The sequence below is a fragment of the Bartonella sp. TP genome (genome assembly GCF_030406085.1).
Classification (GTDB): domain Bacteria; phylum Pseudomonadota; class Alphaproteobacteria; order Rhizobiales; family Rhizobiaceae; genus CALTWN01.
In genome coordinates, this window is the sequence record NZ_CP129002.1 from 429,361 (window position 1) to 443,975 (window position 14,615).

A 14,615-nucleotide genomic window follows, 5' to 3' on the forward strand; every position below is an offset into this window, starting at 1 on the left:
CTAAACTGTGCAGCCATCTTGGTATTTCACAAGCGAATCTGTGTCCGAAGGGCATCCGGATAAACTGTGCGATAGAATATCAGACGAAATTGTAGATTTTGTATATAGGGAAGCTATCAATACTGGTAGCGATCCCTGGCAAGTTCGTTTGGCCTGTGAAACTTTGGTTACCACAAATAGAGTAGTAATAGCTGGCGAGGTACGCTTGCCTCCTAGCCTTTTACTAAAGGACAATAACGGCCAGAATATATTAACTAATGTAGGGCAACCTATTATTAACGTTTCTATTTTTGAAAAGGTGGTTCGGCAAGCTATAAAAGATATAGGCTACCAAGACCCAAATTTTCACTGGCAAAATGTGGCTATAGAAATATTATTGCATCAGCAATCAGCAGACATAGCACAAGGCGTAGATCAAGCCAGCGACGTAGCTTTATCCGAAGGAGCGGGCGATCAAGGTATTATGTTTGGCTATGCTTGTAATGAAACTAGCAGTTTTATGCCAGCTCCAATCTATTATGCCCATAAAATATTAGAAGAGCTAGCTACCGCGCGCCATAATAAGATTGGTGAGGCAGCTTTGCTAGGGCCAGATGCCAAAAGTCAAATTACGGTGCATTATAAAAATGGCAAGCCCTATGAAGTCTCTTCAATAGTAGTTTCCACACAGCATATAGACCCCAACTGGGACTCGGCAAAAGTACGAACAACTATTGAACCATACATATTCAAAGCTTTAAGCGAAATAAAAATTGCTAAAGATTGCAAATGGTATATTAACCCAACCGGTAAATTCTTAATAGGCGGCCCGGTTGGCGACGCTGGACTGACCGGACGCAAAATAATTGTGGACACCTATGGTGGTGCAGCACCACATGGTGGCGGCGCTTTTTCTGGCAAAGATACCACAAAAGTTGACCGCTCCGGCGCTTATGCTGCTCGCTACTTAGCCAAAAATATCGTTGCAGCTAATTTAAGCGAAAAATGTACTATTCAACTTTCTTACGCTATTGGCATAGCCAAGCCATTATCGATATATGTAGATTTACATAATACCGGAAAAGTAAAAGAGTCGGACATAGCCGCAATATTGCCAAAGCTAATTGACCTTTCACCAAGCGGAATAAGACGGCATCTAGATCTTAACAAGCCGATCTATGCCAAAACCGCTGCTTACGGACATTTTGGTCGCCCCGCTACCCCAGATGGATATTTTTCGTGGGAGAAAACGGACCTGATAGATAAATTACAAAAGCTCCTATAATCACCATGCAATCCAGCCAAATTGTAACAAAACAAGGTAGTTTTTTTGGCCGACGTTGCGGCAAAAGCTTAAGCCAACTACAAAAAAAGCTATTTGATATTTTATTACCCCAAAGAAAAATAAAACTAGCTTCGTTAAGCTCTACAGAGCAAATATATAAACTATTTATCAACTGTACACAGCTAACCGAACTACATCTAGAAATTGGATTTGGCGGCGGCGAGCATTTATTGCATCATGCTACACAACGTCCCCATACAGGTTTTATTGGCGTAGAGCCTTTTGTTAATAGCATGGCAAAAATGCTAAAAGCCATGCAGCAAAATCAAGAACTCTATAACAATATTCTGCTATATGATGAAGATGCCAGTAAGTTATTATTAGCTTTGCCAAGCAATTCCCTTAGCGGCATAGATTTATTTTATCCAGATCCATGGCCAAAATTGCGGCATCACAAAAGACGCTTCGTTAATGCAGAAAATCTAAAGCAAATGGTTCGAATCTTGCAGCCAGGTGGGCATTTTCGCTTTGCTAGTGATATAGACAATTATGTTGAGTGGACGTTATTATTAGCACAACAAAACGGCGCATTAGAATGGCAAGCAAACGCCAAAAGTGACTGGCAAACACCCTATAGCAACTGGACAAGCACCCGTTATGAACAAAAAGCGCTGCGCGCGGGACGCCGTCCGAGCTATTTAACTTTTCGAAATATAAAATAGTAAAAAAACTATTGAATTTTGCTAAAATAATGATATAATGTACAAATAAATTCTTACTCCTTTATTTTTAAAGGGTGGGCTTAGCGGCCTGCCCTTTATTATTATCAACACCAAGGTTTTTATGCCACAACCAGAACAAATTACGCAAAAAATTGAAGATCGATTGCTAAAAGAGCAAGGCACAGAAGCACAGATAGCCGAGCTGATTACCCCGGTTTTAAGCAATATAGGTTATCAACTAGTACGCGTTAAATTAAGCAATTTAAATAATCTAACTTTGCAAATTATGGCAGAGCGAACAGATGGTAGCTTTACCATTGCGGATTGTGAAAAACTGCATCTTTTACTTTCTCCGATAATAGAAGTAGAAAATATTATAACAGGCGATTATAATTTAGAAATTTCTTCACCTGGGATAGACCGCCCTTTGGTCCGCAAATCAGATTTTCAAAAACATATTGGCGATGCTGTGAAGCTAGAAACCATACAGCTAATAAATGGCAAATCTAAATTCAAAGGCTGTATAGAGGCAGTGGAGCCAGAATATCTTAGCCTGCGCCAAGAGGGCGAGGATGAGCTGATGCAACTGGAATATAGCAATTTAAAAACTGCGAGTTTAATTTTAACAGATAAGCTTATTAAGGAAACTTTGGCGAATGATAAAAAGCTAAAGAAACAAAATAAGCAGAAAATACATTAATTTAAGGAGAGAAACATGGCTACCAATGCTAACAAGCTCGAACTTTTGCAAATAGCAGATGCCGTAGCGCGTGAAAAGCTTATAGATCGTGAAATTGTCCTAGATGCAATGGCAAATGCTATACAAAAAGCAGCAAAGTCACGCTATGGGCTAGACAGCAATATCAAAGCAGAAATAGATCCACGTACAGGTGAAATAAGTCTGTTTCGACTTTTAGAAACTGTTGACCATGTAGAAAATTATTTTACGCAGATCTCCCTGGCAGAAGTTCGCTTGCGCAAAGACAATGCAGCCCTAGGAGATATAATAGAAGAGCCCCTACCCCCTATGGATTTTGGCCGTATAGCAGCACAATCTGCAAAGCAGGTTATAGTGCAAAAAGTACGCGAGGCAGAGCGTGATAAACAATATGAAGAATTTAAAGACAAAATAGGCACAGTAGTATCCGGCACGGTAAGGCGTGTAGAATATAACAATGTTATTGTCGATTTAGGTCGTGGCGAAGCTATATTACGCCGCACTGAAATTATCCCAAACGAAGTCTTTCGCTATGGCGACCGGGTTCGCGCTTATGTATATGATGTAAGGCGAGAACAAAAAGGGCCGCAAATCTTTTTATCACGTACGCACCCACAATTTCTGGCCAAGCTATTCACTATGGAAGTGCCAGAAATTTATGACAACATCATAGAGATCAAAGCTGTGGCCCGCGATCCTGGTTCTAGAGCAAAAATGGCTGTGGTTTCGCGCGACGCCTCGATAGACCCAGTTGGCGCATGTGTAGGTATGCGCGGTAGCCGCGTACAAGCCGTGGTAGCCGAATTACAAAACGAAAGAATAGATATTATTCCCTGGACACCAGATGAGGCAAATTTCATTGTTAATGCCTTGCAGCCAGCTACCGTTAGCAAAGTTGTAATGGATGAAGTTAGTAAAAAAATAGACATAGTTGTACCCGAAGAGCAACTAAGCTTGGCAATAGGTAGGCGTGGGCAGAATGTGCGCCTAGCTTCACAACTTAGCGGCTGGGACATAAATATCTTAACCGAAGCGCAAGAGGCTGAAAATAGACAAAAAGAATTCCAAAAACATAGTCAGCTCTTTATAGCGGCTCTCGATGTAGATGAAATGGTCGCGCAGGTCCTGGTATCAGAGGGCTTTTCTACTATAGAAGAATTAGCCTATGTCGAGTTAAAAGAGTTGGCTTCTATCGAAGGGTTTGATACAGATACGGCAAAAGAAATACAAGACCGCGCCCTAGAACATCTAAAGGCCCAAAATGCCGCCTATGAGCAACGTCTACAAGAGCTAAATGTACAGCCAGAACTCAAGGAGTTACCGTATATTACCAACAAAATTCTACTAAAATTAGCCGAAGATGGAATAAAAACAGTGGATGATTTTGCAGGCTATGCTGTAGATGATTTATGCGGATGGCGAGAAAAACAAGGTGATGCCTATGTTTATATCGAAGGGGTTTTATCTAATTTTGACATAAGTCGCGAAAATGCAGAAGAAATGATTTTGCACGCACGATTAAAAGCTGGTTGGATAAGCGAAGAAGAACTGCAAAGACAACTCGGAACAGCAGTTGACAAAGAAGAGCTAGAGCACAAGGAAATAGCATAACACACCAAGCTCCCATGAATAAACGCACATGCATAGTAACAAGGAAAGAGCATGAAGCAGAGGCAATGTTGCGCTTTGTGCTCGCGCCAAATGGTAGCGTTGTTCCAGATTTAAAACGAATATTACCCGGCAGAGGGGTTTATACCCTGGCGAGAAAAACCTTGGTTAACCAAGCGGTGACAAATAATATGCTAACGCGTTCTTTTATAGCTAAATCACAAAATAAAGCGCTGCAAATAGCGGTGCCAAAAGATATGGCAGAGCAAATAGAGCATTTATTGCGCAAACAAAGCCTTGCCAATTTAGCCATAGGCAGAAAAGCAGGGGCAGTAATTAGCGGCAGTTTAGCCTGCGACAAAGCCATACGCAGCGACAATGTAGCTATGGTATTGCACAGAATTGATGCTGCGGAAGATGGCATAAATAAAATTACTCAAGCCATACATTCCCTGGGTCCAGAAAAAAAAGCAACGATCAAACAATACATTATTTTTAACGAAAATGAATTAAGTACGGCCTTTGGTGAGCGTAATGCTGTGCACATCGCTGTGCTAAAACACCCTATGGCAAAAAATATATTAAACACTATAGATAAATTGCATATTTATCGTGAATGATTTATAATTAATAGTTTAGAGCTCTAAGAAGCGGAGAAGAAATGACTGATAATAGCGATAATACACCGGGCAAAAAAACGCTTACTTTAAAGCGCAATGTATCTGACTCTTTGACGACAAAACCTAGCTTTAATGTAAAAGGACGCAAAGAAATCATTATAGAAACCAAGCGCCGCAAAGTTGCACGCCCAGGCGAAGCTACGTTTACAACTTTTCAAACTAAGCCAAAGCCACGCGTGGCTTCTCGCTCTAGCTCGCCAACTTCCACAAATAGCAGAAATGATATGGCTGATAAAAAGCTGTCTAATTCAGAAATGGAAGCTAGATTACAAGCTTTAGAAAATGCTAAAATAGCAGACCAAGAGCGATTATTGCGCGAAAAAGAATTGGCAGCAGAGCGTGCGGCTATGCTTAAAAAACAAGCCGAGGAACAAGCCGCAGCACCAGCAACAGAAGTTGCTGCTGTCGCAAAAACTCGACCAGTTAATAATAAGCCAGCACCTACCATTATCGAAGAGCCGCCAGCAAAGGCTAATGTTAAAGCTCGTACAGCAGAAAAAGATAAAAGATTTACTCCAGACGAAGAATATAATGCTAAAACCACGAAACGCGATGGCGTCCCGGCAAAAACTGAATTGCGGCCAACGAAAGGCGAACCAGAGCGTAGGCGCGGAAAACTAACGCTAACCAATGCCTTAAATAATGACGAAGGCGAAGTGCGCAGCCGCTCCATTGCGTCTATGCGCCGGCGGCAGGAAAAAATGCGTAGAGCGCAAACGCAAGAAGTTCGTGAAAAAATTTCTAGAGAAGTTATCTTGCCAGAAACCATCAGCCTGCAAGAATTAGCCCAACGTATGGCTGAGCGGTCTGTCGATGTTATCAAATATTTGATGAGCCAAGGGCAAATGCTAAAACCAGCAGACGTAGTAGACGCCGATACCGCACAGATAATTGCAGAAGAATTTGGACATACGGTAAAGCGTGTAGCAGAATCTGATATAGAAGAGGGCTTTTTCGATGTTGAAGACAACATAGAAAACATGAAATCACGCCCACCAATTGTAACGATTATGGGCCATGTAGACCATGGTAAAACTTCTCTACTAGATGCCATACGCAAAACCAATATAACGGCAAAAGAAGCTGGTGGCATAACCCAACATATTGGCGCCTATCAAATTCAACATAATGGGCAAAAAATAACTTTTATTGACACCCCAGGCCACGCGGCCTTTACCGCCATGCGCGCGCGCGGTGCACAAGCTACAGACATTGCAATCTTAGTGGTAGCGGCCGATGACAGCGTAATGCCGCAAACAATTGAATCAATAAACCATGCTAAAGCTGCTGGCGTTCCAATAATAGTGGCCATAAATAAAATCGACAAACCAGCCGCCGACGTCCAAAAAGTACGTACAGCTTTGTTGCAGCATGGGGTTTTTGTCGAATCAATGGGCGGCGAAACTTTAGATGTTGAAGTCTCGGCAAAAACAGGCAAAAACCTATCAAATCTGCTCGACGCTATTTTATTACAAGCTGAACTATTAAATTTACAAGCTGAAGAAGATCGCACAGCAGAGGGCTTGGTTATTGAAGCAGAGCTAGACCGAGGTAGAGGCGCAGTAGCCACTGTGTTGGTACGCAAAGGTACCTTAAAATTGGGTGATATAATAGTTGCTGGCGATGAATGGGGAAGGGTGAGAGCTTTGATAAATGATCAAGGCAAGCATGTAAGTAGCGCACCCCCTTCCCTACCCGTAGAAATACTTGGCATGCAAAACACTCCTCAGGCTGGTGATAAATTTGCCGTAGTAGGCAATGAATCGCAAGCCCGGGAAATTGCCGAATATCGTCGACGTATCTCGCGCGAAAAAATGGTGGCAAAACAAGCTGGCATGCGCGGTTCACTAGAGCAAATGATGAATCAATTACAAACAACCGATCTAAAAGAATTTGCCTTATTAATAAAAGGCGATGTACAAGGCTCTATAGAAGCTATTATTACAGCTTTGGAAAAATTAGGTAACAACGAAGTTAGAGCGCGTATAATTCATTCCGGTGTGGGGGCAATAACACAAAGCGATGTATTATTAGCAGAAGCTTCAGCTGCAGTAATCCTTGGCTTTAATGTCCGAGCAAATGCACAAGCACGCGAAACAGCAAAACAACATGGCATTGAATTGCGTTATTACAATATCATTTATAATCTAGTAGATGATATCAAAGCAGCAATGTCTGGAATGCTATCGCCTGAGCGCCGTGAAACTTTCCTTGGTAATGCAGAAATTCTTGAAACTTTCTATATTAGCAAAATTGGTAAAGTTGCCGGCTGTCGTGTCACAGAAGGCAAAATAGAAAAAGGCGCTTTTGTCAGACTAATTCGCGATAATGTAGTAATACACGAAGGCAAACTAAAAACGCTAAAGCGATTTAAAGATGAAGTCTCAGAAGTTTTTAGCGGCCAAGAATGCGGTATGGCCTTTGAAAATTACGATGATATACGCACTGGCGATGTCATAGAAGCTTTCAGGCTTGAACATATCTCACGTAGTCTATAGCGAGTTACTATATGGGTAAGACAGAGCTTTCTCCCCGCCAGCTTAGGGTGGGAGAAAAAATAAAACATATTTTAGCTGAATTCTTACTGCGGCATAAAATCGTTGACCTAGCACTTGAGAATAAGTTTATAACTTTAAGCGAAGTACGCATGAGCCCAGACTTAAAAATTGCTACCTGTTATTTTACCGTTTTTGGCGAGTCAGATCCGCAGCCAATACAAGCGGCACTAAATCGCCATGCCCGCTACATAAAAGGCAGCTGCTCTAAAGAATTACGGCATATGAAATATATACCTGATTTGCGCTTTCGTTATGACACTAGCTTTGACAATTTTAGTAAGATTGACAAGCTTTTAAATTCAGATGTTGTTAGACGCGATTCTGAATAATAATGCAAAAAAAATCGCGCCAAATAACGGGTTGGATTAACCTAGATAAACCATATGGCATGAGCTCTAGCCAAGCAGTTGCAAAAGTAAAATATTTGCTACAAGCTGCCAAGGCAGGCCATGCAGGCACATTAGACCCACTAGCAACCGGAATGTTACCAATAGCACTAGGCGAAGCTACAAAGCTTATTCCATATATCATGGCAGATAAAAAATATTATAGCTTTCAAATAAGCTGGGGCGAAGAGCGCAATACGGACGATTTAGAAGGCGCAGTTATTAATAGCACAGACAAAAAGCCAAAAGAAAACGAAATTTTATCTATATTGCCTGCTTATATTGGTGAAATTTTACAGACACCTCCACAATTTTCTGCAATAAAATGCAATGGACAACGAGCATATGACTTGGCGCGCCGGGGTAAAACTGTCGATATCGCAGCCCGCAAAGTTATGATTGAAGAAATCAAGCTGATCTCACATGATGCAGATAATAATAAGTCTAATTTTAGTATAATTTGCGGCAAGGGAACGTATATTCGCTCCTTAGGCCGCGATATAGGCCGAGCGCTTAATTGTTACGGCTATATTTCTAAATTGCGCCGCACAAAAGTGCAACCATTTGATGAAAATAGCATGATAGAATTATCAGAGCTTAGCTTGCTAGCACAGCCAGATAGCTGCTTAATAAATAATACAGCATTATTAACAGCTTATAGCCGATACGAAATAAGCCAAGAGCAAGCAGAAGCAGTTAAACAAGGGCAAAAAATTATTTTACCCCATGTAACGCAAATGATAAAACCCACTGCGTGTCTAATTTATCAGAACCAATTACTTTCAATAGGCAATATAGAAAGTAATATTTTTTGCCCAAAGCGAGTTTTTAAAAGCTAAACATATCGCTAGTATTTTATTTTTTTTCTGCTATAATCACAATTTACTATAAAACCTATGCTGGGCGACATCCTGGCATTTGGTAATTTATCTAAAAGGAATATACAGATGTCGATTACATTAGAAAAAAAACAAGAAATAATCAAAGAATTTGCTAGAGGCCAGAATGACACTGGTTCAGCAGAGATACAAATCGCGATCTTATCGCACCGGATTAATAATCTAACCGAACATTTTAAAACTCACAAAAAAGATAATCACTCGCGCCGTGGCTTATTAAAATTAGTTTCACAACGCCGTAGATTACTAGACTATCTAAAAAATTCACACAAAGCACGCTACCAAGACATAATACAAAAATTAAGTCTACGTCGCTAAAACTGATAAACCATAAGCTTAAAAGGCGGGAATTTATAGCCCGCCTTCAATTCATTAACGACAGGAATCAATAATGAAGCAGGATTGTTAATTATTTAAGAAAAAGTAATTAATTGTCTTGCTCATTATACAAAATTGAGGAACAATTATGTTTAACACACACAAAGTAGAGCTAGACTGGGGCGGGCAAAAGCTTACCTTGGAAACTGGCACAATAGCACGCCAAGCAGACGGCGCGATCTTGGCCACTTATGGCGAAACAAAAGTATTAGCTACAGTAGTCTCAGCACGCGAGGCAGTAACAGGACAGAGCTTCTTTCCGCTAACCGTAAATTACCAAGAAAAAACCTATTCAGCAGGTAGAATACCGGGTGGCTATTTTAAACGAGAAGGTAGACCAAGCGAAAATGAAACTTTGGTTTCACGTTTAATAGATCGCCCTATTCGTCCACTTTTTCCAGAGGGCTATAAAAACGATACGCAAATAATCGCTACTGTTTTACAGCATGACGGTGAAACTAACCCAGATATTTTATCTATAATCGCTTCTTCTGCGGCTTTAATTATTTCTGGCGTACCCTTTATCGGGGTTGTTGGCGGTGCCCGCGTAGGTTATATTAATAATAAATATGTGCTAAATCCAACTATCAGCCAATTAGAAAACTCTATGCTTGACCTCGTAGTAGCAGGAACAAGTGAAGCCGTATTAATGGTAGAATCGGAAGCGCAAGAGCTAGATGAAGCGACAATGCTGGGTGCAGTAATGTTTGGCCATGAGCAGTTTCAACCAGTTATAAATGCGATTATAGAATTAGCTGAAAAAGCGGCTAAGGATCCCCGCGATTTTCAACTAAAAGAGTATAAAGAATTAAAAGACAAAATTGCCAAAATCGCTACAGCCGAGCTAACACAAGCGTATAAAATAACTGATAAGCAGCAGCGCTATCTTGCTATAGATACAGCCAAAGAAGCACTTATGGAAAATTGCAAGGCAGATATAGAGGAAGGTCTGTATAGCACAGAAAATTTCAATGATGCTTTCAAAAAACTCCAAGCCTCTATAGTACGCAGCAATATTTTAGAAAAAGAAATTCGTATAGACGGACGTAGCCTAACAGATATACGTAACATTGATACGCAGATCGGCATTTTGCCGCGTACACACGGCTCAGCTTTGTTCACACGTGGTGAAACACAGGCCCTTGTTGTAGCAACTTTAGGCACCACAGAAGACGAGCAATATATTGATAATCTCACAGGATTACATAAAGAAACCTTTATGTTGCATTATAATTTTCCACCATTCTCTGTTGGAGAAACTGGACGCATAGGCTCTCCTGGAAGGCGGGAGATTGGCCATGGCAAATTAGCTTGGCGGGCCATACATCCAGTACTACCAGCACGTGATGAATTTCCTTATACCATACGTGCTGTTTCTGAAATTACAGAATCAAACGGCTCTTCCTCTATGGCAACTGTATGCGGTACTTCCTTAGCGCTAATGGATGCAGGAGTACCATTAAAAAGCCCGGTAGCAGGTATTGCAATGGGGCTAATAAAAGAAGGTGACAAATTTGCTGTATTATCGGATATTTTAGGCGATGAGGATCATCTAGGCGATATGGATTTTAAAGTAGCAGGAACAGAAAAGGGTATAACCTCACTGCAAATGGACATTAAAATTGACGGTATTACCAAAGAAATAATGCAACAAGCATTAGAGCAAGCAAAAGCTGCACGCTTCCATATACTAGGCGAAATGGGCAAAACTATCACTAATGCTAGACAAGAATTGGGCGAATTTGCTCCCCGCATTGAAACTATGCAAATACCAACAGACAAAATTCGTGATGTTATAGGTACAGGCGGTAAAGTAATACGTGAAATCGTAGAACAAACAGGCGCCAAGATAAATATCGAAGATGACGGTACAGTAAAAATAGCAGCTCCAGATGCAAAAACTATTGCTGCAGCACGTGAGTGGATCCACTCTATAGTTGCCGAACCAGAAACTGGCATGCTTTACCAAGGCACGGTAGTAAAAACGGCTGATTTTGGTGCTTTTGTAAATTTCTTTGGCAATAAAGATGGTTTGGTCCATATTTCCCAATTGGCAAACGATCGGGTTGAAAAAACCACAGACATAGTCAAAGAAGGCGACAAGGTTTGGGTAAAACTTATAGGTTTTGACGATCGTGGTAAAATTCGTTTGTCGATGAAAGTAGTAGACCAAATTACTGGCATGGAACTTAGCCAAGCTGGTAGTGAAAGAGACGAAGACAATAGAAAAGATAGACCACAAAAAAGGCGCCCACGTAGAAAAGACAACGAATAATAATTTCGCCACATGAGCCTATATTTAGACCATGTGCCGCAATATTCAGAGTTAATCAACAAGCAAAGCAGAATCTTAGCCTTAGGATTAAAGGGAGCGGAGCTACCGCTACGCCCCCTTCTTTGCTGCATACAAGCATGGCGCCCCAGCTATCTGAATTTACTTTCGCAAAATATCGAAACCTATGCTAGCTCACAGGCAATTAATTCAAGAAAATTTGAATCTGGGTTATTAGCTTTAAGCAAGCATAAAGCTTTTGATAAAAATAGCTTTTTATATCTGCTAAAAAAGGTACAAGCTGAAGGTACCATAATAATCACTGGTCCAAAAGAGTTGGGCGCTGAATCTATGCATAGATGGGTAAAGCAACATTTTACCATAATAGCTAAATACGCTAAACGACACCATATAAGCTTTATAATAAAAAATAGCCCTATACCTCCATTTAAAGCTGAGCAGTTTTATAGCTCGGCCCTTACCGTCGCAACAGATTATAAAACACAGCCAGGCATGTTTTCTCATGGCAAGGTAGATATTGGCTCACAGATTTTAAGCGACGTTATTAAACAACACTCAACTTTAATATTTTCTAAAACTATAAGCAATATAGCAGATTTTGGCGCCGGTTGGGGCTATCTAGCTCTAACAACGGCCAAATTAACTAATAACATTAAAAATATTACTTTATACGAGGCCGACTACAATGCCCTTGCGGCTGCAGAAGAAACTATTAAAACTCAAAAGCTCAACATCGGGTTTAACTTTCAGTGGTTAGACCTCGTTCAAGAAGAAGTAAATGAAAATTACGATTTGATAATCTCCAACCCGCCTTTTCATGAAGGACGCCATGCTGACGCAACCTTAGGACAGGCGTTTATACAAAAAGCTGCCAAACATACAAAACCAAAGGGAAAATTACTTATAGTGGCAAATCAGCACCTGCCCTATGAAAAAATATTGCAGCAAAACTATACAAGTTTCACATGTTTAGCTATTCGCCGGGGCTTTAAAATATTATACGCTACAAAATAAAAACAACAAATTTTATTATTGCTAATTCTGCGATTCGTCGGCCTGATTCAGTTCTTCTATAGTGGGCATTGACATAATATTATAGCCAGAATCAACATAATGGATTTCGCCAGTAACACCCGAAGCCATGTCGCTTAGCAAATATAGCGCGGAATTTCCTATTTCTTCTATATCAACAGTACGACGCAAAGGATTTGTGCGTTTTTGATAAGAAAAAATAGCCCGAGCAGAAGAAATGCCATTACCAGCTAAAGTACGAATAGGCCCAGCAGAAATAGCATTAACTCTTATATTTTCAGGCCCTAAGTCAGCCGCTATATAGCGCACCATAGTTTCTAATGCGGCCTTAGCAACGCCCATGACATTATAGTTTGGCACTACTTGTCGTGAGGCGCCGTAGGTAAGAGTCAATAAACTGCCGCCATCTTTCATTAATTTAGCTGCTTTTTGGGCGATTTGTGTAAAAGAATAAGCCGAAATAATCATAGTACGACTAAAATTGCTTTTCGTAGTAGCGTCTATATATCGCCCCTTCAATTCTGCCTTGTCAGAAAAACCTATTGCATGAACGACAAAATCTAACTTGCCCCATTTTTTTTCTATTACCGCAAAAAGCTCCTCTATATCTTCATCACTTTCTACATCACATTTTAAAACCAAGTCAGCGCCCACACTTTGTGCTAGCGGCCCCACTCTTTTGGCAAAAGCTTCACTTTGATAAGTAAAGGCCAGCTGCGCTCCCTCAGAAGCCAAAGCCTGCGCTATGCCCCAAGCAATCGAATGATCGTTTGCCACCCCTAGAATCAAGCCACATTTACCGGCCATTAAAGCTGTCATATTTCGCCTGCCTCACCCTATTCTTAAGCTAATTTTATTGACAATTTTTGAATACCAAACTAGCATTCGTACCGCCAAACCCAAAAGTATTCGATAATATTATATTCAACGCTTGATTATCTAAACGCTCTTGCACAATCGGCATATCAACAAACTCTGACCCTAAATTACTAATATGTGCGCTTTTACATATAAAGTTATTTTGCATCATTAATAAACTATAGATCGCCTCATGCACCCCCGCCGCTCCAAGCGCATGGCCGCTTAGCGATTTAGTAGCAGAAATAAGTGGGCACCCGGCAGATTTATCCCCAAATATACGCCTAATTGCATCTATTTCTGGCGGATCCCCCACAGGTGTTGAAGTTGCATGCGGATTAATATAATCCACTTTTTCTTTAACCTGTGCTAAGGCCAAACGCATGCAGCGCTCCGCTCCTTCACCAGAAGGTGCTACCATATCGTGCCCGTCTGACGTTGCACCATAGCCTATTATTTCAGCATAAATCTTAGCACCCCTAGCTTTGGCCAGCTCAAATTCTTCTAGCACTAAAACACCAGCACCACCAGCTATTACAAACCCATCGCGATCTGCATCATAAGCCCGAGAGGCGATTTGCGGCGTATCATTATATTTACTCGACATCGCTCCCATAGCGTCAAATAAAGCAGACAGCGTCCAATCTAAATCTTCACACCCTCCAGCAAACATGCGGTCTTGCTTGCCATATTGAATCATTTCATAAGCATTGCCTATACAATGATTGGAAGTTGCACAAGCAGAAGATATAGAATAATTCACCCCTTTTATTTTAAAAAAAGTTGCCATAGTTGCTGAAGCCGTAGAGCTCATGGCCTTTGGCACCGCAAAGGGGCCAATACGTTTTGGCGTCTTGCTTTGCGCAAGCAAAGCGCTTTCAAATATAGTTCGGGTAGAGCTACCACCAGAACCCATAATAACACCTGTACGATCGTTCGATACTTCGTCTGGCTCTAACTGAGCGTCTTGAATAGCACGGTCAAAAGCTATATGATTCCAAGCAGTACCACGGCCATGAAAACGCATAGCTCTTCTATCCACCAATGCATCTATATCAATATTTGGCATAGCGTAGACTTGGGAGCGAAAGCCCATGTCTTTGTATTCTTGAGCAAAGCTTATACCAGATTTTGCCTCATATAAACTAGCTGTAACTTCTTGACTATCATTGCCCAATGGCGAAACAATCCCCATTCCTGTGATAACTACACGGCGCAT

General features: G+C 41.0%; 13 protein-coding genes. 11 read left to right on the plus strand and 2 right to left on the minus strand.

Going from position 1 to position 14,615, the window contains the following annotated elements; translation table 11 throughout:
• Nucleotides 1-7: 7 nt before the first annotated feature.
• The 11 genes from metK to QVL57_RS02235 all read left to right on the plus strand — a co-directional run bounded on the left by metK (nt 8) and on the right by QVL57_RS02235 (nt 12,520).
• Complete coding sequence (gene metK / locus QVL57_RS02185; RefSeq protein ID WP_290077138.1) at nt 8-1,264, plus strand: methionine adenosyltransferase; 1,257 nt, start codon at nt 8-10, stop codon at nt 1,262-1,264.
• Between the two features lie 5 nt (nt 1,265-1,269).
• On the plus strand, nt 1,270-1,986 hold the full coding sequence (trmB, locus tag QVL57_RS02190) for a tRNA (guanosine(46)-N7)-methyltransferase TrmB (protein ID WP_290077140.1): 717 nt from the start codon (nt 1,270-1,272) through the stop codon (nt 1,984-1,986).
• A gap of 121 nt (nt 1,987-2,107) precedes the next feature.
• Nucleotides 2,108-2,686 carry a ribosome maturation factor RimP gene (gene rimP / locus QVL57_RS02195; protein ID WP_290077143.1) on the plus strand — a complete coding sequence of 193 codons (579 nt, stop codon included), beginning with the start codon at nt 2,108-2,110 and terminating at the stop codon, nt 2,684-2,686.
• A 15-nt stretch (nt 2,687-2,701) separates the two neighbouring features.
• Nucleotides 2,702-4,315 (plus strand): transcription termination factor NusA, encoded by a 1,614-nt coding sequence (gene nusA / locus QVL57_RS02200; protein WP_290077145.1) that lies wholly within the window; start codon nt 2,702-2,704, stop codon nt 4,313-4,315.
• A gap of 14 nt (nt 4,316-4,329) precedes the next feature.
• Complete coding sequence (locus QVL57_RS02205) at nt 4,330-4,932, plus strand: RNA-binding protein (RefSeq protein ID WP_290077146.1); 603 nt, start codon at nt 4,330-4,332, stop codon at nt 4,930-4,932.
• Between the two features lie 41 nt (nt 4,933-4,973).
• Nucleotides 4,974-7,490 (plus strand): translation initiation factor IF-2, encoded by a 2,517-nt coding sequence (infB, locus tag QVL57_RS02210; RefSeq protein WP_290077147.1) that lies wholly within the window; start codon nt 4,974-4,976, stop codon nt 7,488-7,490.
• Nucleotides 7,491-7,501: 11 nt separating this feature from the next.
• Complete coding sequence (gene rbfA, locus QVL57_RS02215; protein WP_290077149.1) at nt 7,502-7,879, plus strand: 30S ribosome-binding factor RbfA; 378 nt, start codon at nt 7,502-7,504, stop codon at nt 7,877-7,879.
• A 2-nt stretch (nt 7,880-7,881) separates the two neighbouring features.
• Nucleotides 7,882-8,775, plus strand: a complete 894-nt coding sequence (gene truB, locus QVL57_RS02220; RefSeq protein WP_290077151.1) for a tRNA pseudouridine(55) synthase TruB — start codon at nt 7,882-7,884, stop codon at nt 8,773-8,775.
• 108 nt (nt 8,776-8,883) lie between these two features.
• On the plus strand, nt 8,884-9,153 hold the full coding sequence (rpsO, locus tag QVL57_RS02225) for a 30S ribosomal protein S15 (RefSeq protein ID WP_354669858.1): 270 nt from the start codon (nt 8,884-8,886) through the stop codon (nt 9,151-9,153).
• A 148-nt stretch (nt 9,154-9,301) separates the two neighbouring features.
• The gene (gene pnp / locus QVL57_RS02230; protein ID WP_290077155.1) at nt 9,302-11,488 is read left to right on the plus strand and encodes a polyribonucleotide nucleotidyltransferase; all 2,187 of its coding nucleotides are present in this window, start codon (nt 9,302-9,304) and stop codon (nt 11,486-11,488) included.
• Between the two features lie 12 nt (nt 11,489-11,500).
• The gene (locus tag QVL57_RS02235) at nt 11,501-12,520 is read left to right on the plus strand and encodes a class I SAM-dependent methyltransferase (protein ID WP_290077156.1); all 1,020 of its coding nucleotides are present in this window, start codon (nt 11,501-11,503) and stop codon (nt 12,518-12,520) included.
• Nucleotides 12,521-12,541: 21 nt separating this feature from the next.
• Here the strand turns inward: QVL57_RS02235 and fabI are convergent, their stop codons facing one another.
• Together fabI and fabB are read right to left on the minus strand one after the other, a co-directional pair.
• Complete coding sequence (gene fabI / locus QVL57_RS02240) at nt 12,542-13,357, minus strand: enoyl-ACP reductase FabI (protein WP_290077158.1); 816 nt, start codon at nt 13,355-13,357, stop codon at nt 12,542-12,544.
• A 34-nt stretch (nt 13,358-13,391) separates the two neighbouring features.
• Nucleotides 13,392-14,615, minus strand: a complete 1,224-nt coding sequence (fabB, locus tag QVL57_RS02245; RefSeq protein WP_290077160.1) for a beta-ketoacyl-ACP synthase I — start codon at nt 14,613-14,615, stop codon at nt 13,392-13,394.

Coding starts and splice junctions, on each gene's coding strand:
- trmB (WP_290077140.1), top strand. CDS start 1,270: ATGCAATCCAGCCAAATTGTAACAAAACAAGGTAGTTTTTTTGGCCGA.
- rimP (WP_290077143.1), top strand. CDS start 2,108: ATGCCACAACCAGAACAAATTACGCAAAAAATTGAAGATCGATTGCTA.
- nusA (WP_290077145.1), top strand. CDS start 2,702: ATGGCTACCAATGCTAACAAGCTCGAACTTTTGCAAATAGCAGATGCC.
- QVL57_RS02205 (WP_290077146.1), top strand. CDS start 4,330: ATGAATAAACGCACATGCATAGTAACAAGGAAAGAGCATGAAGCAGAG.
- infB (WP_290077147.1), top strand. CDS start 4,974: ATGACTGATAATAGCGATAATACACCGGGCAAAAAAACGCTTACTTTA.
- rbfA (WP_290077149.1), top strand. CDS start 7,502: ATGGGTAAGACAGAGCTTTCTCCCCGCCAGCTTAGGGTGGGAGAAAAA.
- truB (WP_290077151.1), top strand. CDS start 7,882: ATGCAAAAAAAATCGCGCCAAATAACGGGTTGGATTAACCTAGATAAA.
- rpsO (WP_354669858.1), top strand. CDS start 8,884: ATGTCGATTACATTAGAAAAAAAACAAGAAATAATCAAAGAATTTGCT.
- pnp (WP_290077155.1), top strand. CDS start 9,302: ATGTTTAACACACACAAAGTAGAGCTAGACTGGGGCGGGCAAAAGCTT.
- QVL57_RS02235 (WP_290077156.1), top strand. CDS start 11,501: ATGAGCCTATATTTAGACCATGTGCCGCAATATTCAGAGTTAATCAAC.
- fabI (WP_290077158.1), bottom strand. CDS start 13,357: ATGACAGCTTTAATGGCCGGTAAATGTGGCTTGATTCTAGGGGTGGCA.
- fabB (WP_290077160.1), bottom strand. CDS start 14,615: ATGCGCCGTGTAGTTATCACAGGAATGGGGATTGTTTCGCCATTGGGC.